Here is a 22,279-nt window from a genome sequence, read left to right on the forward strand (position 1 = left end):
ATATAACGATTGCTGATATCCGATTTCGCTCAGAAATTTTTCCGCTTCCCTCGAGAACCAGAGCAAAAGTTAATCGTTTACAATCAATCAGTTATAACGAAAAAGGAGGAAGGGATTTCGACAGCGGCAGGCGCTTCGATCACGAGGCCTGTCCCGGGTGAACACGGCTTACCGCGACCAATGGCCAATAGGTGACCGAGAACGAATTCAGGCCACAATGTGTGATGCAGGGCCAGCAGCACGCGTCTCGCCGGCCAGAAAATGCCAAACACATGGATGTCACTGATGCAGGATCTGTCCCGACTCAATGCCTTTGTCACCGTGGCGCGCACCGGCAGCGTGTCGCGGGCGGCGCAGGCGTTACACCTCACCCAGCCCGCGATCAGCCTCAAGCTCAAGCAATTGCAGGAAGGCCTGGGATTGAGCCTGTTCGAGCGTCACCCCCATGGCCTGTTGTTGACGGCCGATGGCCAGGCCTTGCTGCCCAGTGCCGAGAAGACCCTGGCCAGCGCGCGTGGCTTCGAGCAGGCCGCCGCGGCACTGCACAGCACAGTGCGCGGCAAGCTGCGCATCGGCACTATCGTCGACCCGGAGTTCATCCGTCTGGGCAGCTTGCTGCGTCATCTGCTGGAACGCGCACCCAATCTGGAAACGGAACTCCATCACGGCATGAGCGGTTGCGTCCTCAAGGCGCTACGCCAGAATGAGCTGGAAATCGGCTTCTACCTCGCTCCCCCCGGAGAAGGCCCACGCGATGACTCCCTCTGTTATCGCGAGCTGGCATTCTTCGACTATTTCATTCTCGCCCCCAGCGGCTGGTCAGCGCGCCTGACGGAGACTGACTGGCCTTCCCTGGCCGCCCTGCCGTGGATCGTGACGCCGGAAAATTCCGTCCACTCACGCCTGCTGGCGCATGCCATGCGCGACAGTCAGTGCACACCTCATCGCGTCGCGCAGGTGGATCAGGAAGTCTGCATGCTGGACCTGGTGCGCGCCGGCGTCGGGCTGACACTGGCTCGCGATGTACTGGCGCTGGCCGAGCGCCAGGAACGTGGCCTCAATATCGTGCCGGACACCCGCCTGCCCTGCGCCTTGAGCGTGGTATGGCGTCACGACAAGCAACACGAGCCCTGTGTCGAAGCCGCCCTGCAAAGTCTCGAAGAGGTCTGGCCGGCTGAGTGAAGGAAGGTGGCCTCCCGAGATCGGACAGAAAGCGTCATGCTGACCAGAGAGGCCGGTGTGCATTCCGCGTTCTCCCTTCTTGCACTGCCATGCAGCACACTTGATCGCCTCGGAGCTCTGGTGTCAGGGCACGGGGCTACTCCGTTGGCGCGGGATGGATTATTCTAGTCGTGATACTGAAAAAGCCGCATGTCCCGCCAGAGGCCGAGGGATGGCCCTTTCTCATGCGCTAGCGAAGTATCCCCAGATGGCAGCACTGTCGAATCACAAGGTAATACAATGATAGATTTCAATAATAAAGGCTTTTTTAAACTCAAACAGAACGATGAATATGCCGAACGCGTCAATGACCTGCTGATCGATGGCGAAGAAATCATTTCAGCCTATAAATCAATGCGTGACGGGGTCGTGTTTACCAATAAGCGCATTATCGCTGTCAATGTTCAAGGATTGACGGGCAGCAAGAAAGACTTCACCTCCCTCCCTTACAAGAAGATTGAAACCTATTCCATCGAAACTTCCGGCACCTTTGATCTTGATTCGGAGCTCACGATCTATTTCTCGGCACTCGGTACGGTGAGATTTGAATTTACCGGCAAGACACGCCTTACCGAAATCTCACAAGTCATCACCACCTATGTGTGTTGACTCCCTGCTGCTTCAGATGTGAATTCCTTTGATCAAACGGGGTTACCCAGATGAGTGACATGTCAGTCGACCAATTCGAAGAAAGCATGAAACGCGAACTCGACAAGTTCGTGCGCAGTACCAACAGAACCGCCAGCTCAACCTCCCGTGATGCCGCTCCTCGCACTCGTCCTGAAGCACCACGCGCCAGAGAGACCACCACACCCCTCAAGGGACTGCGTGTGACGCTTGGCGTCAAGCAGAAGCGACTGGCATTGGAAGTGCCCTTCACGGTGCAGACCGACAGCATCTCGCGAATGGAAGCGCGCATCCATGCCGAGAAAGCGGCACGCAAGGCCGGCTGGAAGATCATCAGCCATGTGATCGACTGGAATGATACCGAGCGAGAACCCGACGTTCGCTGATACCTCGGCCACTAGGCCTGAGGGGGTGACATCGGTTGCGCCACTAGCCCATATCGAGATTACCGAAAGGCAATCACGCCTTGGGCGGCATAGGCTCTGTAGACACACTCACGGTCTAGAGGGGTATGCGCATGAAACACTTCGATTCATTGTTCTCGCTGTTCGCGGCGGTTCTCTTGTCAGCCCTGCTGCCCTTTACTATGGGAAGTGACGCAAGGTCTGCCTCTCACGACCCGCAACCTTTCTCATCCCCTCTGGCAGAAGGCTCGCTCAAGGAAGACGACGGTGACGAGACGCCAGACGCGTGAGTTACCGACGTTGGGGTAGCCTGATGTGTAGCCCTTCGCGAATCTATCGCCTGGAAGCGTCTGCCCCGGTAAACGCCACCTTTCTCGACACTGCCCGCTGGACCACCTCCCTGGCCGGCGCTATCGCTTCCGCTTGCGTCTCCCCGTTGCACTCAGCCTACGCAAGCAGGATACCTAATAAGATTCGTTGCGCGGCGGAGGGGCTGTGGTATTTACCATTTGATGTCGGTCAGGTTGGAAGCATCAATACATATATAGGTAGATAGATAGCGGCCCTTATTGAAGGTGAGCCGGGGATTCAAGCGCTTACGCACTACCGTGCAGCCGCATTTCCTTCGCCAATACACGACAATGCCCCGACCTGGCGACAGGACGGGGCATTGTCGTAGTGAGTGGGTCACATCAGGTGTACTCACCCTCCCTAACGGGCTACTGACCGCCAGCGCTAACGCCGAAAGACCACACTCAGATTGTTCGCCGGCATCTCGATCACCTTGTCGAGCCGCAAGCCGTTGCGCTCCGCTTCCTCGATGACCGCCTCCAGATCACGCACGCCCCATAGCGGGTTGCGGCTCTTGAGCTGCACATCAAAGCCTTCGTTGCTCGGCGCCGTGTGCTGACCTTCCCGCTTGTAGGGGCCGTAGAGATACAGCACGCCGTCCTTCGGAAGGCGTCGACCGGCCTGCAACATCAGCTCGGACGTGACCCGCCACGGCGAGATGTGGATCAGATTGATCGCCACCAGCGCATCGCATGCCACCTCAGGCCACTCGGCCTGCACATCCAGCGTGAGCGGCGCCTTGAGGTTGGGCAGTGCGGCCTCGGCCCGCCAGTCCGCGATGGATTCCAGCGCGCGTGGGCTGGCATCGCTGGGCTGCCACTCCAGATGGGGGAGCCCGTGGGCGAAATGCACGGCGTGCTCGCCACTGCCACTGGCCAGTTCCAGCACCTGACGCCGCTGTGCCAGCACATCCCGCAGGACATCGAGAATCACGTCACGATTGCGAGCGACCGCTGGGCTCGCGAGACGCTGGCTGTGCGCCACCTCGACATCCTGCTGCGATGATTGCGACGTCGCGCTGGGCAAGTCATCGGGTAACTCGGGGGTGGCCATGCAGCACTCCTTTCAACAGGGCAAATGACTCAGAACGAAAAGATGGCTAGATCATAACAAAGCGCCGTACCCCTGAGGGGCACGGCGCTTGAGCAAACAGTGATTGGGTCGTGCGATTTCGGTCAGGCTAACTCGTTTCGGCGATCTATAGCAGGCCATTACAGACGCACCCGCTAGCGAGCACGCGCCACTGTCGAACGCGCGCGCCAGAAATCCAGTACCCGCAGCGGGTCGCCCACTTCATGGGCCTTGTGTTGCGCATTGTGCGCCATGGCACGCGTCGCATCACGGTCGCCCAGCAGGCGCTCGAGGGCGGCTGTCCATTCTGCCGGATCATCCCCCACCAACAAGCCATCGACGCCATCCTCGATCAGATCGACATAGGGCGCCCGGCGACTGTAGATGCCCACCCCGCCCATGCGGGTGATATCGAGAAACCGCAACCAAGAGGCGGCGCGGTTGTCGGAGTTTTCCATCAGGGGCGACAGACCGATGGCGATCCGACGCCGCGAGCAATAATCCTGAAAGGCCTCCCAGCTGACGGCCTCCATCGTCTTGAGGCGGGGAATATCGCTGAGCGCCAGCGGCAGATGACGACCCATCATCAACTCCACCTCGCTGTCCGAATGCCGGGTCTGGATATCGCGCAGCACCGGGGCCAGCGTGAGGATGTCCTCACGGTGCGCCAGAGTGCCGTGAAAGCCGATGCACCAATCGCTCTGCTCGAGGTGATGCAGATCCGGCAGCTTGCCGGTCAGTGGCGGCGTCAACAGGCTGACTTTGGGATGCAGGCTCGCCAGAGCGGCCTCCAGCTGCTCGCTGACCACGACGACCTCATCCGCCAGCGCGAACAATCGCTGCTGCAACTGAGCCGCTTCAGCCTCAGCGCCTGCTTCAGGGGTGGAGGTACCCTGCCCCGCTGCCAACAGCTCAGGCGAATACAGATGATCGACGAGGTAGCAGATACGACCGAGCTGCTCACGGTGTGTTTCCAGCATCTCGATCCATTCCCGCCCCAGGCTACGCGCGATCAGCAGGCAGGCGCCGGTAAGGCGCGCCTGGGCAAGCTTGGGGGAGAACTTCCAGCGACGGGTTTCAAAACGCTCGACACGTGTGCCTTCCTTGCGCAACGCGGCCATGGCAGGCAGGAAGAAGTAGATATCTTCCAGCGCCTGGGCTTCATCACTGAGTACGATCCAACGAGGAGTGGTCGGGAAGGCGGTCATGTCAGTCTCCTTTACTCGAGGCATTCATGGTCCCGGCACGTTCGGCGTGACCGCCAAACAAGCGCGAGCGAGAGCACACACTGACTCTGGGACGCTTACTTTGAGCTTAATGATTTCTGGGCATCACACCACTCAAATTTTGCTGGTGTGTATCGGATGTAATCAACGTGTTACCTGCGTTGGGGGGCTGAATCGTCGCTGGCAGTGGCAGATTGGACGGCCCCAAGACCAGAAACGACAAGGCCCGCAGGGTAAGCTGCGGGCCTTGGGGGTTGGGATCATCTCGCTCAAGTCAGCGCGAACGCCAGAAGTTCGTACACGCCTCTACAGCGCCAATATCTCGGGCTTTCTGCAATGCTCGCTCTGCCATGGCCTGCGTGGCGGCTGGGTCAGCCAGCAATTGCTCCAGCGCTGCCCGCCACTCGCTGGGGTCGTCCCCGACCAAGAGCCCATCGACGCCATGCTCGACGATTCCGTCATACGGCGTCCGACGACTATAGATACCGACACCGCCCATCGCGGCGATATCGAGAAACTTGATCCACGACTTGCCACGATTGAACGGCGTCTCCAGAAGCGGCGCGAGGCCGATCTGGATGCGGCGTGTCGCCTGGTACTGTTGAAAGGCCTTCCAGGGCAGCGCCTCCGGGGTCTCCAGACGCGCAATACCGCAAAATGATTCAGGCACGTGCCGCCCCATCATGATCTCGAGGCGTGCCTGGGGATGTGCTGCCATCACTGGCGTGAGTGCCGGCGCCAGGTGCGCGATATCATCGCGATGCGCACGGGTACCGTGGTAGCCGATGGTCCAGTCAGACTGAGTGAAATCGGCCAGCTCAGTTTCCGGCGTCAGCATTGGCGGTGTCAGCAACGAGACATTGGCATGCTCCCGCCCAAGCTGGGCCACCAGCGCCTCACAACAGGCCACTACCTCATCCGCGAGCGCAAGCAGTGCGGGCTGACGCATCGCCAGACCGCTCAGACGCGCGACATAGGCGGCAGGCAATCCATCGGTACGGGTCACGGCGCCAAGATCATCGTCGATCAGATAGACGATACGTCCGAAGCGCTCACGATGACGTTCGAGCAGGCGCACCCAACGCTCGCCCAGAGAGCGCACGATCAGCAGATTGGCTCCTGCCAGGCGCCGCAATGCCCATCGCGTCGGCAGGTGGTAGCGGCGTGTATCGAAACGCTCGACGATGGCCCCCTGCTGACAAAGCACAGGTGCGGCTGACTCAAGAAAGTAGATATCTTCGGTGGGTCGAGCACCATCGCTGAGAACGACCCACCGCACACCTGCCAAGGGTGAAGCTTCAGCCGACATCAGGACGGGTCCTGCGCACGCGAGGAGTCACGTGTCACGACATGCCAGGAAGACTCGACACCACGCGCTGCGGCACGCTTGTCATCACGCGCCCGCTCCGCCTTGAGCACACGATACTGCAGGCGATTGAGCCATTCGCCGCCCAGCCCCGGCAACGGCAGGAAGGGTGTCGTGCGACTCATCCCCCACAGCGCCAGACGCGAACTGCCCGCCTCGGCAGGACCACGGCCGTGCATGCCGAAGGTATCCGCGATCAACAGCGTGTTGGCAGGCACATTGAACAGCGTGGGCGCATTGAGACCGAAGTGAGCCAGTGCGCCTTCCTCGACCCGGAAGGACCCTCGCTGAGTATAGCGATTGGCATGCTCACGCGCCGTCAGGCTCATGTGATACTCCCAATCCAGACGGCCCTTGTTCAACTGCGTGGACTGAGGCACGAACATGAAAGGCCCGTTGCGCTCGCTCACCTCCTCCAGGTAAAGCCAGAACTTCATGGTCGGCTGGAAGGTATCCACGTGCAGGGACTTCTGTGGATCGGCCTCAACACTTACGCGGGCGCCATTGAACACCTTCTCGAGATGCACGATGGGGAGTCGACGATGGCCGGCGCAGAAGCGCAGCAGACGCTTGAACTGAGGGTCAGCCAGCACTTGCCGAGCCACCGGCAGCTCGCTCAGGGTCTCCGGGTCCAGCAATACACGATGGGTGCGGGTATCCCCCTGACAACACTCACGTACCTCACCGGGACCGTGATCATGCACGGTTTCAAGCTCCGCCTTGAGCCGCGCGAACAGTTCTGGCGACAGGAAGTTCTGCTTGAGCAGGTAGCCATCACGCAGATAGGCCTCACGCTCCGCTATCGGCACGCCTCGACTCAACATGGCCATGCGCCAGCGCATGATCCGAGACGCCGCCTTCACTCGCCAGACGTGCAGCCCGCGGCGATTCAGACGCTCGCTCCCGATCAGCGGGTTGGCGATGAAGGACTTGGCACCGGTGAAAAGCGCAAGACCCCACAGGGGAGCCTTGAGCAGAAATCGTGAACGGGGCATGGCGATCCTTGCGAAACGGTGTTCAATAGGCAGCTACAGGCATGACGGGACAGTGCCCTGCTCAGCGTAACGAAAAGTCTTCGTGGACGAGAGTCAGGTTGGGGTTGTAGTAAGGGTCTGTCGTCAGCTGATCGCCCCAATTGTCCATCATGTAAGAGACTTCTCGCTGTGCCCGTGCCTGCTTTTCGGGGTTGTCATCCTGACCGCGAGAGACTGACTCGTGATGATACAGTTCCGCGTAAGGTGTCCAGAGGTTACGGTAGCCAGCCTCTCTCACCTTCAAGCAGAAATCGACGTCATTGAAGGCAACGGCAAGATGCTCTTCATTGAGTCCCCCAACAGCCTCGAAGACCTCGCGCCTGACCAACAGACAAGCTGCCGTGACAGCACTCAGGTTCTGCGTCAGCATCAACCGGGAGAAGTAACCGGCTTCCGTTCTATGAAAATACTTGTGGGCGTGGCCGGCGACACCGCCGATACCAAGAATTACTCCGGCATGTTGAACGGTATTGTTGGGGTAATACAGCTTGGCGCCGACACAACCAATCTCTTCACGCTGTACTTGCCCCACCATCTCATCCAGCCAATCGGCATTGATGGGCTCGATATCGTTGTTGATCAGTCCAATGATCTCGCCACGAGATTCACTCACGCCAAAGTTATTGATGGCAGAATAATTGAACGGATGATTCCACTGCAACACTCTCACCCGTGAGTCACGCTGACTGACTTCCTGCATGAAGGACAAGGTCTTCTTGCAAGTGGATTCGTTGTCCAATATCAAAAGCTCGAAGTGTGTATAGGACGTTTTCTCCAACAAGGCCTCGACGCACGGCTTGAGGATATCCACACCATCGCGGGTCGGCACTATCAAGCTGACAAGAGGCCGCCCTCTCACAGGCCACGTGACGCGGTAGGTATTAGGGAGGCTTCCGGAAGTGACAGACGCGGGTAACGAAGCCTGTGCCAGGTGATCACGCACGGCCTTGAGTCCCGCTTGACTGGTATATTCCTTCGCCCCGCTATCCAACGCGGTAGACCCTTTACCGGCACGCCAGTGATAAAGCACCTTGGGGATGTGAACAACCTGCGCTGCGGACAGGCCATTCGTTACCCGCAATGCGAGATCATGGTCCTGACTTCCTTCATACCCAGCCCGGAAACCACCGACTTTCCGCACCAATGGCGTCGAATACACTCCCAGGTGAGACAAGTAATTCTGAGATAGCAACAAGTCAGGGTTCCAACCGCTCTTGAAGTGAGGGTCATGGCGTCGGCCCCGCTCATCCAGCTTGTCTTCATCGGAATAGAACACCAACGCCTCGGGTGCCTCGTTGATGGCCTGTGCCACGAAATACAGCGCTTGAGGTGCAAGGACGTCATCATGGTCAAGCAGCGCGACGAAATCTCCTGTCGCCATTCCCAGAGCCGTGTTGCTGGCATGAGAGATATGTTGATTGCGATCATGAGCGGCGACTCGAACCCGTTCATCGTGCACCCGGTATTCTTCAAGAGTTCGAGTCAACTCTTCATCTTCAGAGGCATCGTCTACCAGGCAAATCTCAAGGTTCCGATAACTCTGTGCCAGTACGGAATCCATGCAGGCACGGAAGTTCTCGAGCTCAGGTCGGTAGACAGGCACCAGAATGGAAATGAGCGGCTCACGAGTCAAAGACCTCTCTTCTACAGGTGCCTCATTCGTTGCGATCCAGGCCTGATAATCCCCTTGGCCACGACGATTGTGGAAGGTATCGGCATAACAGGCCATCAACCATTCTTTAGAGGTCTGATAGCCATGAGCGTGATACTGCGTAGCAAGTTGATTCACCATGTCTTCAAGAGACATTCCTCTGAAGTCATGATGCAGCCGCACGACACGCTTTCGGATACGATCCCGAGCAAAGCCGGGGGTAAGCAAGATCAGGCGCAGATGCTCCACTCTGAAGCTTCCTGGAGCGTCGACAGGATCAAACCTCAACCGCGTACCACTTTTGCCGATATGGATGATGCGTTTGGAAATCCGGCCATTCTTGATAGGCAATGAGACACTATTTTCAATGGAGTATCCGTTTCCCTCATTGAGATACAGTCTTGACTCTCTCGCAGTGGTCGCATGTAGCACCGTCGCTTCCAGCATGTACCAACCAGGGAGCCAGGCTCTTGAACGTAAAATCATCTGGGGATCTTCAGTTTCAGTCAGAAGACCACCATTATTATCCAAGCGGGAAATGTTACGATAATCATCAAAAGTGTCATTCACTTTGATGCTACACATATTTTCCCACAAATTCTCGCATGCAAGAGCTATTGAGTGAAAACCGTATCCCATTATACTGCACCTAGAAATATCAACAGCAATGAATTCAATCATCCATTACATTTGAAGAATCGATTGTCTGGCCTGTCATGACAGCTCGACAGCTAATAACAGCACCAACGGGGACAGGCTTCTTGAAATCGTAATGGAAACCGACATAACCCTCACGAGGCGCTCCCCATCGTAACATGCCAGGACGAAGATGAGTCGCAGTAACTCTCCCCACCACAAAGCCATTGACAAGAATGTCAATTTCTACCGGCTCGTCTGTTAAGCTCCACCACGCCCAACCTAATATATTTTTCTTTGTTAAATTTTGAATACCACCATGCACGTAGGGAAGATACGCTTTATGTAAATCAACACGAAGAGAGAAAATTCGCTTAGCCTCTTTATATAACTCTAAGTCTTTTCCATTATACTTTTCTATCAGTTCTCGCTCTTCGCTAGTTATTGTATGCTCCCTGCCTACGGCACTACAAACATTATCCTGGCGAGATGGAATAGACAAGCCGTAATTACTATTTATTATTTCCAGTGAATGCTGATAATCTTCAGTAAGGCCAATAAATCCGTAACATTGGATAGGAGCTCCGGCAAGAAATTTCGCCTGCCGGTTCTGTAGTTCAGGACGTGAAACAAAGTCCTCTAGTGTACCAGCATAATTATTATGCCTTACAAAATGATTATAATCAGACATGACTCTTTGGACTGGATCACGTAAAAAACTAATTGTGTTACGAATCCCCGTGACAGATAAGTATTTTGATGCAGGTGTATGTCCTGCAATAAGCTTTACACCTTTATCCCTGACTTTACTGGCAAAAGCATAACCATCTTTAAGTTCATATATATTCCTTAAGATCTCTGGATGGGTTTCTTTACTCATGGCGCCATAGTCATGCCATATATTAGACTTCTCGAAGAATTCTGCAGCCCCTAACCGAAAGCTAGTGCCAGCTGTTTTAGGTATGTGAACAAAAAAGAAAGGGTTACGACACTGAGTATTTACAGAGAGGTCATTATAATGTTGTTTCTGTAGTTCATTGAATTCTGTAACATCTGTGTGTTCATCATTGAGGTCATGGCCAAGAAAATACGACATTTCACGACTCTTGTCAGCCCCTAGATTCGCACGACCACGAGAAGCTTTTATGTCAATAAACTCACATTGAGACTTGACGTTATAATGATTTATAACAAATTTCTCTTTACAGACTTCTTCCGTACGTCCAGACTTGACATCTTGCTCAAGGAAGCAGGCTACATCGCCTCTTGGAGTAATATAATGGAAGCCAGAGATCAACTCGGGGGCATGCACAAAAACTTTTTTCACGCGTTCCGGCCTGAAAATACATTTCACATGCTGATTTACCGCGCGATCGAACTTACTTGCCTTATTGAAACGCCAGGTCACAGCTCCTGGTTGGAATCTATTATATCCAGATGAGCCATATATACGCCAGTTTATCGCAATACCACCAATTTTCGGCTTATCCAATAGAGAACCAACTAGCCCTCTTATATCTCCAGCACCCTCTTTATTACCTACATTAACTAAAAACTCATCTATATCGAAAAAAGCCATCCACTGGCATTGATTTCCAAATCGCGAAAGGCACTCCTTATACCATGTGATTTGAGCTTTAACGGATGGAACCCAAGTTTCCCATGTAACATCACCACTCTTAAATTCATCATTCAAGATATTTTGAGTACCGTCAGTACTACCGTTATCCGCAATAAAAAAATGAGTTACCCCAAGATTACGGTAATGAGTCAACCATTCCTTGAGATATAGCGCTTCATTCTTTACAATGGCAACAACTGCAAAATCAATTTCTTTTGATTTTTTTCGTAATCTCAGCATCAATGAATTACCTTACAAAATAAAACATAAAAATAAAAAGTAATAAGGTGATGCAAAACTCAAACAAAAGTTATAACAAGACGCCTCATCTTTTCAGGAAGTGAGGCATCTATTCAATGAGCAGGAATTAATATTACAACTTAATCAAAAACGGCGGCCGTCTCGAAAGATTCACCGTCTTCATCCTTGCCCGACAGCTGCGGCGCTTCACCATTCACCAGCGGCCACTCGACACCCACGCTGGGGTCATTCCATTTCAGCGAATACTCATCACCCGGTGCGTAATAGTCAGTGCACTTGTACTGGAATTCCGCTGATTCGCTGATGACATAGAAGCCATGAGCGAATCCCGGTGGCACCCACAGCATCTGCTGATTGTCTTCACTCAGGTGTGCGCCGACCCACTGCCCGAAGGTCGGGCTACTCTTGCGCATGTCGACGGCCACATCAAAGACTTCACCCCGTGTGACACGTACCAGCTTGCCCTGCGGCTGATTCAGCTGGTAGTGCAAGCCACGCAGGATACCCTGACGGGATTTACTGTGGTTGTCCTGCACGAAGGTGTAATCACCGCAGTGTTCGACGAATTCGCTCTGACGGAAGGTTTCCATGAAGAAACCGCGCTCATCACCGAATTTCTTCGGCGTCACCAGCACGACATCCGGAATGGCGAGTTTTTCAAAATTCATGCGGGAATTGCTCCTTGTCGGGGACAGAAATAGCGTTGGCAGCGAGGTGGCTCATTGTCTTTCTCATCCAGCCAGCTCTTTGCCAAGCCATATTGCGTCAAGCGGTCCTGCGGCACTGACGGCGTTGACTGACACGATACACCGCAAAGATTACATACCGTCATATCACTGCTCGCCAGAGAAGCCATGGCCGCCTGCCATAAAAATTCCCGCAGTCGTCGTCATGGTCGGGACGACTGCGGGAGCTTGACTACATTAGCATTGCCTTTAGCCAATTCGTACCAAAGGCATGATACAGCTCATCATGAACTTTCATTGCAGGACATGTCATTGCAGGGCATGTCATCGATCGCTGTGTCACTGATTGCCGTGGCGCTTGTCATCCAGACGCTTGAGCAGATACTGGCCGTAACCGGTCTTCTTGAGTGCCGTGCCCTGCTCCTCAAGCTGCTCGTCGGTGATCCAGCCATTGGCCCAGGAAATCTCTTCCAGGCACGCCACCTTCAAGCCCTGGCGGTGCTCGATGGTCTGCACGTACTGGCCAGCTTCCAACAGGCTGTCATGGGTGCCGGTATCCAGCCAGGCGAAGCCACGACCCAGGCGCTCGACACGCAGGTCACCACGTACCAGATAGGCATTGTTGATGCTGGTGATTTCCAGCTCGCCACGCTCGGACGGCTCCACGGACTTGGCGATCTCGACCACGTCATTGTCGTAGAAGTAGAGGCCAGTCACGGCATACGGTGACTTGGGCTTCAGCGGCTTCTCCTCGATGGACATCGCCTTGCCGGACTCATCGAACTCCACGACACCGAAGCGCTCCGGGTCCTGCACCAGGTAACCGAAGACCGTCGCGCCGCTCGGCTGGTCCGCCGCACGCTTCAACTGATCAGAGAAGTGCTGACCGTGGAAGATATTGTCCCCCAGCACCAGGCAGACCGAATCATCACCGATGAATTCCTCACCGATGATGAAGGCCTGCGCCAGGCCATCCGGGCTCGGCTGCACGGCATATTCGAAACGCACGCCGTACTGATCACCATTGCCCAGAAGCTTTTCATATTGCGGCAGGTCTTCCGGGGTGGAGATGATCAGGATCTCGCGGATACCGGCCAGCATCAGGACAGAGACCGGATAGAAGATCATCGGCTTGTCATAGATAGGCAGCAGCTGCTTGGAAACACCGCGAGTGATCGGATGCAGACGTGTACCGGAACCACCAGCGAGAATAATACCCTTACGCGCCATGTAGTAAATCTCCTTTAGTTGTTAAAGTAGGTCTGTAATGGATTTGGATACTCCATGCCAATTTCACGCTTCCAATGCATTGACTGAGTATTCATGATAGCATCACAGATTTCTTTGCCCGTACTATTAGGACTTATGATCAGCGCATCTTCTTTTGCTCTTTCTGGAATAGCACCATGATTCAATGCCACAACTGACAATCCATTAAAAATGGATTCGGAATAAGTATAGCTAAAAGTTTCAGGCCAAACACTCAATAATAGTGATACAGAGCAGCCTGTTGACTGTATTCTATCGGGAAGGCTAGCCCTATCATATTTACCATGTATTTCCACATTAGAATATTTAGAAATCAAAGGGTCATCTTGAGTATAACCTATTACATGAAACTCAATTGGCAACTTGAATTTTTCTGAATACTTGATAGCGGCTACTAGTTTATTAAATCCTTTATGCTGACCAATCGCCCCCAGTATGGCAACATGAATATTCTCACCTGACTGTTTGCGACTTTCTACGAAGCGTATAGGTTCCGGATGATATCGAACCTTGACCTCTAATTCATTAAAGTAACATTTAAATCTATCGGCAGTATCTTGGCTTGGGGCATAAATATTCTTGGCGCGAGACATGAACTCCAGTGAGCTTTCTCTCCATATACTGATATCGAAAGATTCAGGGACAATATTCTTGTTTACCGCGTCATGAAAGCCATTAAGGGAAATACACTTATTACAAGAGTCTACTGGAGGTTCGCCGCAATATTCACCGGTATCATCGATCAGGTTGACACGTGGACAAACATAATAGTAATCATGCAACGTAATATCATATGGGATATCTAGAAGCTTGGGAAGATCTTTAACCAGGCTATCAAATTGAATAACATGATGATACTGAAGACTTATTATATTCAAATCTTTGAGAAACTTTATAAAACTGTCATATTCCTCTTTACTATTTACATCGAAATCAGCAAAGGAAGAACACTTTCTATTAGATACCCTCCAAATATTTTCAGAGGGTGATGTGAGATAATAAGAAGAAACACTATTGAGTTCAAGTAAATCCTGTAATGAATCAGTAGCGACAGTCGTGCCTCCGCCTATGGTAAGAGAGATAAACAGAAAGTTACCTCCGGCACCACTAATATGATCATCACTCGATAGGCCTCTGAGTTCAATCATAGCCGCTTTATTACGATATTCTCTCAAGGGATCATTAACAATGAAAGAATTGACGTTCGCTGCATACTCAGGATAGATTCCATTCAATTTTTTCAAATTGACCTGAATAAATTCACTTGAGCTTTCAGCAAAAGAAACAGAGCCAACATGTTGAACATAAGTCCCTACAGAGGCGACATTTTTCCAACCAGCTTGCTGAGCTCTAAGCGAAAAGTCATTCTCTTCGCCGTAACCCATACCCCATTTTTTCTCATCAAAGAAACCTACCTCATCAATGACTTCTCGCTTGATGAACATACAGAAACCATGAGCAGTGGGCAGATCAATCGAAGAGTTCCCGTTTGCGGATTTCAGAAGCTCATTATAATAATTAACATCCTTGTCTTGCTCAAGCGTGTTTTCTACACAAAACTCTGGGTAACTACAAATTGTCGCATTGTTTGACATCGGTGTAACTGTGCCATTCAAACAACTTTCGTAGGCCACATCCACCAACTGATCAAGCCAACCGTCAGGGACTACAGTATCAGCATTCAACAGAACAACATCATTATCAGCATTCAGTTTCATACCACGGTTGACTGTCTTTACGAACCCTCTATTTGTTTCATTTATGTGGAGCTCAAATTTCAAAGTATGGGATAACTCAACGAGCTTCTTTGAAAGCTCCTTACACGGCGAGCAGTCATCAATAACAATGAGGTTATACTCAATTGTATTTTTGGCATACACCACGCTGTTGATGCACTCGATGGTTTCATCATATCCATCATAAACTGGAATGATGACATTCACGCCCATAGGAGATTTCGAGGGCGTTGAAGTTTTGTTGGCTGTATAGGTAAAACTGTTTTCAGCTCTTATTGACTTAGCAATTTCAGGCAATACATCATTAATCAACCAACCTTTCTTTTCATTAGAAAAATCAGTCTGATTATTACGTATCCTCTGTGCGAGCAGGTTCAAACAGGAAAGTTTGGCTCCATTGTTCTCAATAACGATAGGAGTTGTATTTATCTTGATTTTTGATTTGGCAATATAGAGATCTATTTCATTAAAGCTATTTGGGTCAAGTACATCAGCATAACGCCAAGAAAACCCACACTTTGAGTTCGTAAAGCCTGCAGACAGTAGGTCGACACGATTCTGTGAAGCACTAAAAGATGCAATAAATTTGTCTTTTGAATATACATCGACAGAAAGGGACAATGACGCGTTATTGTTATCTAACACCCACCCATGAATATACTCGGCATCTATCCTATCTACATGATACCTTATATCTGGAAATGCTAGATTTATTTTTTTTCCAGGTAATGGAGGTGCCAGATCATTCAACTTTACTTCAAGGCAATTCTTGTTATTAGGGTCTAAATAAGGATAAAAATCGCACTTTATTGAGAAACCATAATCATTATTTTTTGGTATACCAATGCTTGATAAGTCAGGGCGTTGGACTTCAGTAAGAACATCGCCAAGCACTTTATTATTTAAATATATTTTATATTTATCCCCCTGCCTCAATATTGATTTATCGATCCAACCATAGATAACCCCATCAGAAAATTTATCTACATGCCCGATCAATCTTTTCTTTGACTTTTGGGGAAGTGACTTCTTTATCATCCCTAACATATTGATCCCTTTGAATTTCATATCACGAAGACAGATTTTCTTGTAGAGTTAATTTTAGCTGTTTATCCCAATTGGGGAGTTTTATGTTTAGTGCTGTTTCGATTTTCTCCAAACTTAATTTCGAATTCAAAGGACGTGCCGCAGGCGTCGGGTACTCTGCCGTCGGGATGCCACCCAGCGTCTCCGGGTTTATCGCCAGACGTTCGCCCTGCTCGATGGCCAGACGGAAGATGGACTGGGCAAAGCCATGCCAGCTGGTGGTGCCCTGCGGGGCTAGGTGATACAGACCATTAGCTATCTGCTGACACAACGCCTCACAGGTAAGCTGCGCAATCAGACGCGCCGGTGTCGGTGCGCCGATCTGGTCATTGACGATGTTGAGGCTGTCACGCTCGCGCCCCAGCTTGAGCATCGTCTTCATGAAGTTGTTACCGCGAGCGGCATAGACCCAACTGGTACGGAACACCAGATGACGGCAGTCACTTGCAAGTACCGCCTCATCGCCTGCCAGCTTGCTTTCCCCATAGACTGACAGTGGCGCCGTCGGGCTATCTTCGCGCCAGGCCTGGTCACCATCACCGGGATAGACATAGTCCGAGGAGTAATGCACCAGTGTTGCGTCCAGCGCGCTGGCCTTCTGTGCCAGCAATGCCGGCAGCTCGGCATTGAGACGCATGGCGCCCTCGCGCTCCTCTTCTGCCTTGTCGACGGCCGTCCAAGCCGCTGCATTGAGGATCAACTGGGGCTGCCAGGTGTCAATCAGTGCGGCGACAGCATCAAGATCACTGGCATCGACGTCGTGGCGGCGCGGTGCATGCACCTCGCCGAAGGGAGCGAAGCTGCGTTGCAACTCAAACCCGACCTGGCCATTGCCACCCAGAATCAGAATGCGTCCAAAGCGATGGGAAGTCGTCATCATCAGCTCCCGGTACCCAGGCGTTCACCACGGTAGCTGCCATCCTGCACGCGCTGCCACCAGCTCTCATTGGCCAGATACCACTCGACCGTCTTGCGCAGGCCTGTCTCGAAGGTTTCCTGCGGCACCCAGCCCAACTCACGTTCGATCTTGGCGGCATCGATGGCATAGCGCACATCGTGACCAGGGCGATCCGTCACGTAACTGATCAGGTCTTCATATTTGGCAATGCCAGCGGGCTTCTCGGGTACCAGCTCTTCCAGCAGTGCACACAGTGTCTTGACGACTTCGATGTTCTGCTTCTCGTTATGACCACCGATGTTGTAGGTTTCGGCGATTTCTCCTTCGATGGCAACCTTGATCAGCGCACGGGCATGGTCTTCCACATATAACCAGTCACGTACCTGCTTGCCATCGCCGTACACCGGCAGCGCCCTGCCCGCCAGAGCATTCAGAATCATCAGCGGGATGAGCTTTTCGGGGAAGTGGTAGGGGCCATAATTGTTGGAGCAGTTTGTCACCAACGTCGGCATGCCATAGGTACGCTGCCAGGCACGTACGAGGTGATCTGAACTCGCCTTGCTGGCTGAGTACGGTGAACTCGGCGCATAGGGCGTCGTCTCGGTGAAGAGATCTTCCGGCCCTTCCAGATCGCCATACACCTCATCGGTGGAGATGTGATGGAAGCGGAAGCCCGCGGCCTTCTCGGCATCAGTCTCCTTCAAACCCTTCCAATACTGACGCGCCGCTTCCAGCAACTGATAGGTACCGACGATATTCGTCTCGATGAAATCCGCTGGGCCATCGATGGAGCGATCCACGTGGCTCTCGGCCGCCAGGTGCATCACGATATCCGGCTGGAATTCCGCAAAGACTTCCTTCATCTTTTCGCCATCGCAGATATCAGCCTGCACGAAGTGATAGCGGTCGGAATTCGCGACATCCGCCAAGGATTCTAAGTTACCGGCGTAGGTCAGCGCATCGAGGTTGATGACAGTATGTTGTGTGGAGCGAATCAGCTCACGGACAACTGCAGAGCCAATGAAGCCGGCACCACCGGTAACCAAAAGGCTTAATAATTTGTCGCTTTTCATTCAAACAGCTCCATATCACTAGAGTATAAATTTTCGATTATTTCAAAATCTTCTTCATTTAGATCGGTTTTATTTATACTAAAGTTTGATAACTCACTACCATGACTCGCATGAGAATGACTTGCTCCGTGTAGGGTGATTCCAAGCTCACGCTCGACATCATTAAAAATATTACCTAACCCTTGAGACAGATCAAAAACTTTAACTTCGCCCCCAATAAAATCAGATTGCGGCCTGATATGATTATCCAATATAAAAGGGTTTTTCTTATAAAGAGAATTTATTCGCTTAAGCCAAACATTAAAACCGGGGGGGTTGACATGGTGCTTAGCCCTCATTTTATATTCAGAGATTAACCTATCAATTGGATCACGAATGACGGTGAAACAGTAATCGAAAGAAGATAAATCGACAATACTTGAGACCATGTTGTAATGATAATGCTGAGGAGAGCATTTAAAAAGCCTCGATAGAGGCTTGTATGCGTGCTTAGGATTGTGTAGATCCATTAAGAAATCATTATTGACAAATGCTTTTTCTATACTGGTACCTGCACATTTAGGTATGTGAAAAAAAAATATACTAATATCATCTTTGTAAATTATTGGCACTGTAACTCTCCCTCAAAATAATCTATTATAGCTTCAGTATCCAATTGAGGTTTAGCACTAAAATTAGCAGCATTACCAGAAAAATCAGAAAGTATGTTTAAGCAAATATTATTCTGCATAAAAAATTGCAGCAAAAAATTATGCGCCAATTCTTTTCTTCTTGGAATAACATAAAGTTTTAACTTATGAGATGTAAAGATAAGAGTGTGTAACGCAGAGCCTTCTATAGAAACTATTGTATTCGCTCTACGATAAATTTCGACCTGTTCTTTGAAAGAAATCTTCTCTGGGTAAATTATTTTAAATCCAATAGATTTAAAATACTCCTCCAGTTTCAGCTCCTCAACTGAGTTAGCGTTTTTAACTTTACTACGACTCAAATATATTTTTTTGTAATTATCCTCATCCATTAAAACATTACAAGAATTAATCTTCGAAGCATACTCAATTAAATCCTTACCTATGTAAGAATTTATAATGCTAGCTTGCGGCACATGCTTAAGACTATCAAACTCAACAGGCTCTTTATTTACCAGAAGTACTCGGTCAGCAATACCGATAAAAGTTAATATTTCTTTTTGCCAATCTAATATATCACCCTTACCAAGATTGCTAAAGACTAAATTATCTTCAGGTTGAACATAGGGCAGGCATGATAACGTCTCTAAAATAAAATGTCCGAAATAAGGGAACATAACTCCGCAATATACATTTTCACCGACTTTATTATTTTTTGCTTGAGATATTGGTTTTAGTGCCATTTCACCAAATATTGCATTGGGACGCTTTAAGCCGAATTTGTAAAAATCTTTTTTATTATCAAAGCCTCCATGCCAACCGACTATTTTACCATCATCAACTTTCGCAAGGTATGGATATACTATAGTAGGCATCAAAAATCCCTCTAGTGCGCTACAGCGAGTTTAGAGAAATAGCGTAATTATAAACTATATTATCTAATTTAACCATAGTTTTAATTCTCTTAATCGCTAGGTCAGCTTCACCAATGTCATGAAGCATAAGAAGTCTATCATTTGTGCTGAGGCCATCCCCTACATTATGCCTTACATTAGCATCAACAATAGGATTTACATCGAAATTACTTTTAATAAGATCTGAAACAAGTCCCCAATTGCTAACCGTATATATTGCATCTAGTCTATTTAGATTTGCCATAGCCAATTTAACTGCGTGTTGCTCGGAGTCGTAATCATTATTATTATATCTTTTCTTCGAAAAGAATCGCACATAAAAATTGTCGTAATGACTATCAATAAATTTTTTAAAAGAAGGATCCGATGAACAAAAATATTCATTCGGACTACATTTTAAGGCTTTTTTCATACCTATTCTATTAGGCGAATTTAGCTCTTCATCATCTAGCTTACTAGCTTCACTCCTTATATAATGGTAATATGAAAGTATTCTCTCTGTAGGTTCACGCAAAATAGTAAAGTATACTTTATCACCAGGAATTTTTTCCGCTTTCTCCCAATCTATGTGGCCAGAATATACTATCTCTTGATAATCATTAACCTTTTCTAAATCTTCAAAATGAGAGTTTATTCTAATCTTAGAAACATTGTTTTCTCCAAAGCTTTTTTGTAATGCTGCATGTACAGCTTGACCTGCAGTTTTAGGGATATGCAAAAAAACTAGTTTATTTTTCACTAAAGCAATCTCCGATTGTTATAGAATTACTCTCAATTTTTGGTAACTTATGTTTTTTTACATCAAATTGTGTTAAAAATCCGTTCATATCAGAATGATCAAACTCAAGCAGAGCTTCTGCTGTATACTCCCACCATTTAGAATTTAACAACGGTTTAATATACTCAACAGGGACTCTAAATCTAATGAACTTAGCAGGATTTCCGCCCACTATTGAATAGGGCTCTACAGATTTGGTTACTACAGATCCTGCAGCAATTATAGAGCCTGTACCAATCTTCACTCCAGGTAAAATCAAAGCTCCATGCCCTATCCAAACATCATTCCCAATTTCTGTTTTTACCAAACTAGTTGGTGGTTTTGTATTATTAAACTTATTTTTATTTTCTTTTGCGCAAGAAAGTATTTTATCATGCCTCAAATACATAAAAGGACTAGTAGAAACCCAATTTATTGGATGACTTTGTCTCCCTATCTGCACATTTTCGCCAAATGAACAGTAATTTCCTATATCCACACCACATAAATACCCACTAACGATATAAGAGTATGCACCTAGTGATACAGCCTGATCTATATTAGTGAACTTAATCCCAGATGGTGCTTGGAATTTAAAGTCATTAGGTATATTTCTATGTGCACCAAATACCTCTAGCCCCAATGAATGCAAATTATCAATGCCAGCTTTATTTATAATCACACTTCCTCCCGTTAATCTCTATGGTCTTTAACTATCAATATAAGCATGCTTGTTATAAATCCTAAGAAAATCACAACCAATGCAAAAATAGTAATATTATAAAGGCGTTCTGGCTGTTCTGGGTACTCCGGCAATATCGGACTTTGCAGGATACTGACCTGCTTGAGCTTGCGAGCGGCCTCAATACGGGTATTTTCCAAAGCAGCCAAAGCGTTGGAATAGGTCTGCTTAGCAAAATCAGCGCGTAGTTGTAGCGTTTCATACTGACTAGAAACGCTGTTAAGGGCATTCCCGGACTGACGTGCCAAGCGCTCCTTTTCCAAATCTATCTGCTTCTTGAGCGCATTAATTTCACTTTCGACACGTACCATTTCGCTGGAGCGCTGGCTTTGATAACTTCCCAAAGCACTCTTACGCGCCTTATAGGTGGCGAGCTGAGCTTCCAATGAAGAGACCACGGTATTTAAACTTTGTACAGTTTGGGTCGGTGATACCAAGCCATTTTCATTTTGGTAATCTAACAAATCCTGACGGGATTGTTCGAAATTGTCTTCTAGAAATGAAACTTGCTTATTAAGAAATTTAACCTGGTCTTCTGCCAGACGTTGCCCCATCTCATTCATGTGGCGCTCGCCTTCCACTAGCAGCAGCTGTGCGAATTTCTGCGCAAATTCAGGTGACCAAGCCTGTACTTCGATGTTCAGTACACCGGAATATTCATCCATCTCGACACTGACACGTTCAAGGTAGTAGTCATGGAGCTCTTCAATCGTGACATCGGCATCGCCCAAGCGTGCAAAGTAGTCACCATGCTGACTATAATGAGCACGAAAATTTAGTTTATCTTGTACTTTCTTGAGCATATCTGTGCTCATGAGATATTCCCGAAGAAGTAGAAGGTCACTATCGGTCTGGCTACCGGATAGTAGCGATCCGAAACTCACCTCGCTATATGAGCTAATCTGCGGACTTTCCAGCACCACAGTAGCTTTTGATACAAAACGATCCTCCGCCCATAAACTCCAGTAAAAACTCGCTATAGCTATTATAACTATAGCGACAAACCATTGTGGCTGTCGC

The 22,279-nt window shown here is 49.7% G+C and carries 20 protein-coding genes; 4 read left to right on the forward strand and 16 right to left on the reverse strand.

Features of this window, described 5'->3' with window-relative positions:
* Positions 1 to 285 precede the first annotated feature (285 nt).
* The 4 genes from HA399_RS10495 (at position 286) to HA399_RS10510 (ending at position 2,542) form a co-directional block, all read left to right on the forward strand.
* Complete coding sequence (locus tag HA399_RS10495) at positions 286 to 1,182, forward strand: LysR family transcriptional regulator (protein WP_248377586.1); 897 nt, start codon at positions 286 to 288, stop codon at positions 1,180 to 1,182.
* A 279-nt stretch (positions 1,183 to 1,461) separates the two neighbouring features.
* Entirely contained in the window at positions 1,462 to 1,830 is a 369-nt protein-coding gene (locus HA399_RS10500; protein ID WP_054557116.1) for a PH domain-containing protein, read from the forward strand.
* A gap of 86 nt (positions 1,831 to 1,916) precedes the next feature.
* The gene (locus HA399_RS10505; RefSeq protein WP_404324911.1) at positions 1,917 to 2,234 is read left to right on the forward strand and encodes a hypothetical protein; all 318 of its coding nucleotides are present in this window, start codon (positions 1,917 to 1,919) and stop codon (positions 2,232 to 2,234) included.
* 131 nt (positions 2,235 to 2,365) lie between these two features.
* Positions 2,366 to 2,542, forward strand: coding sequence for a hypothetical protein (locus tag HA399_RS10510; RefSeq protein ID WP_404324912.1), 177 nt, complete (start codon positions 2,366 to 2,368; stop codon positions 2,540 to 2,542).
* Positions 2,543 to 2,987: 445 nt separating this feature from the next.
* Here HA399_RS10510 and HA399_RS10515 read toward each other — a convergent pair whose 3' ends face one another.
* The 16 genes from HA399_RS10515 to HA399_RS10590 form a co-directional block, all read right to left on the reverse strand.
* Positions 2,988 to 3,656 (reverse strand): DUF938 domain-containing protein, encoded by a 669-nt coding sequence (locus HA399_RS10515; protein ID WP_404324913.1) that lies wholly within the window; start codon positions 3,654 to 3,656, stop codon positions 2,988 to 2,990.
* A gap of 173 nt (positions 3,657 to 3,829) precedes the next feature.
* A complete protein-coding gene (locus HA399_RS10520) occupies positions 3,830 to 4,882 on the reverse strand; it encodes a glycosyltransferase (RefSeq protein WP_404324914.1) in 1,053 nt (350 codons plus the stop codon).
* A 292-nt stretch (positions 4,883 to 5,174) separates the two neighbouring features.
* The gene (locus HA399_RS10525) at positions 5,175 to 6,209 is read right to left on the reverse strand and encodes a glycosyltransferase (RefSeq protein WP_404324915.1); all 1,035 of its coding nucleotides are present in this window, start codon (positions 6,207 to 6,209) and stop codon (positions 5,175 to 5,177) included.
* Positions 6,209 to 7,261 (reverse strand): phytanoyl-CoA dioxygenase family protein, encoded by a 1,053-nt coding sequence (locus HA399_RS10530; protein WP_404324916.1) that lies wholly within the window; start codon positions 7,259 to 7,261, stop codon positions 6,209 to 6,211. The genes HA399_RS10525 and HA399_RS10530 overlap by 1 nt, the downstream gene beginning before the upstream one ends.
* Before the next feature lie 61 nt (positions 7,262 to 7,322).
* Positions 7,323 to 9,632, reverse strand: coding sequence for a glycosyltransferase (locus HA399_RS10535; protein ID WP_404324917.1), 2,310 nt, complete (start codon positions 9,630 to 9,632; stop codon positions 7,323 to 7,325).
* Positions 9,625 to 11,448 (reverse strand): glycosyltransferase family 92 protein, encoded by a 1,824-nt coding sequence (locus HA399_RS10540; RefSeq protein WP_404324918.1) that lies wholly within the window; start codon positions 11,446 to 11,448, stop codon positions 9,625 to 9,627. The genes HA399_RS10535 and HA399_RS10540 overlap by 8 nt, the downstream gene beginning before the upstream one ends.
* A gap of 140 nt (positions 11,449 to 11,588) precedes the next feature.
* A complete protein-coding gene (gene rfbC / locus HA399_RS10545) occupies positions 11,589 to 12,137 on the reverse strand; it encodes a dTDP-4-dehydrorhamnose 3,5-epimerase (protein WP_404324919.1) in 549 nt (182 codons plus the stop codon).
* 357 nt (positions 12,138 to 12,494) lie between these two features.
* The gene (gene rfbA, locus HA399_RS10550; RefSeq protein WP_404324920.1) at positions 12,495 to 13,385 is read right to left on the reverse strand and encodes a glucose-1-phosphate thymidylyltransferase RfbA; all 891 of its coding nucleotides are present in this window, start codon (positions 13,383 to 13,385) and stop codon (positions 12,495 to 12,497) included.
* Positions 13,386 to 13,399: 14 nt separating this feature from the next.
* Positions 13,400 to 16,207: a glycosyltransferase gene (locus tag HA399_RS10555; protein ID WP_404324921.1), complete on the reverse strand. Its 2,808-nt coding sequence runs from the start codon at positions 16,205 to 16,207 to the stop codon at positions 13,400 to 13,402.
* 22 nt (positions 16,208 to 16,229) lie between these two features.
* Positions 16,230 to 17,126, reverse strand: a complete 897-nt coding sequence (gene rfbD, locus HA399_RS10560; RefSeq protein WP_404324922.1) for a dTDP-4-dehydrorhamnose reductase — start codon at positions 17,124 to 17,126, stop codon at positions 16,230 to 16,232.
* On the reverse strand, positions 17,126 to 18,217 hold the full coding sequence (gene rfbB, locus HA399_RS10565) for a dTDP-glucose 4,6-dehydratase (RefSeq protein WP_404324924.1): 1,092 nt from the start codon (positions 18,215 to 18,217) through the stop codon (positions 17,126 to 17,128). The genes rfbD and rfbB overlap by 1 nt, the downstream gene beginning before the upstream one ends.
* On the reverse strand, positions 18,214 to 18,828 hold the full coding sequence (locus tag HA399_RS10570) for a sulfotransferase family 2 domain-containing protein (protein ID WP_404324925.1): 615 nt from the start codon (positions 18,826 to 18,828) through the stop codon (positions 18,214 to 18,216). Before HA399_RS10570 ends, rfbB begins: the two co-directional genes overlap by 4 nt.
* Positions 18,819 to 19,721, reverse strand: a complete 903-nt coding sequence (locus HA399_RS10575) for a glycosyltransferase family 61 protein (RefSeq protein WP_404324926.1) — start codon at positions 19,719 to 19,721, stop codon at positions 18,819 to 18,821. Before HA399_RS10575 ends, HA399_RS10570 begins: the two co-directional genes overlap by 10 nt.
* Before the next feature lie 19 nt (positions 19,722 to 19,740).
* Positions 19,741 to 20,499: a sulfotransferase family 2 domain-containing protein gene (locus tag HA399_RS10580; protein WP_404324927.1), complete on the reverse strand. Its 759-nt coding sequence runs from the start codon at positions 20,497 to 20,499 to the stop codon at positions 19,741 to 19,743.
* On the reverse strand, positions 20,489 to 21,199 hold the full coding sequence (locus tag HA399_RS10585) for a CatB-related O-acetyltransferase (RefSeq protein WP_404324928.1): 711 nt from the start codon (positions 21,197 to 21,199) through the stop codon (positions 20,489 to 20,491). The genes HA399_RS10580 and HA399_RS10585 overlap by 11 nt, the downstream gene beginning before the upstream one ends.
* A gap of 11 nt (positions 21,200 to 21,210) precedes the next feature.
* Positions 21,211 to 22,074 carry a chain-length determining protein gene (locus HA399_RS10590; protein WP_404324929.1) on the reverse strand — a complete coding sequence of 288 codons (864 nt, stop codon included), beginning with the start codon at positions 22,072 to 22,074 and terminating at the stop codon, positions 21,211 to 21,213.
* Positions 22,075 to 22,279: the final 205 nt, after the last annotated feature.

Origin of the sequence: Cobetia sp. UIB-001 (assembly GCF_044789135.1) — a bacterium.
GTDB classification, from domain to species: Bacteria; Pseudomonadota; Gammaproteobacteria; order Pseudomonadales; family Halomonadaceae; genus Cobetia; species Cobetia amphilecti.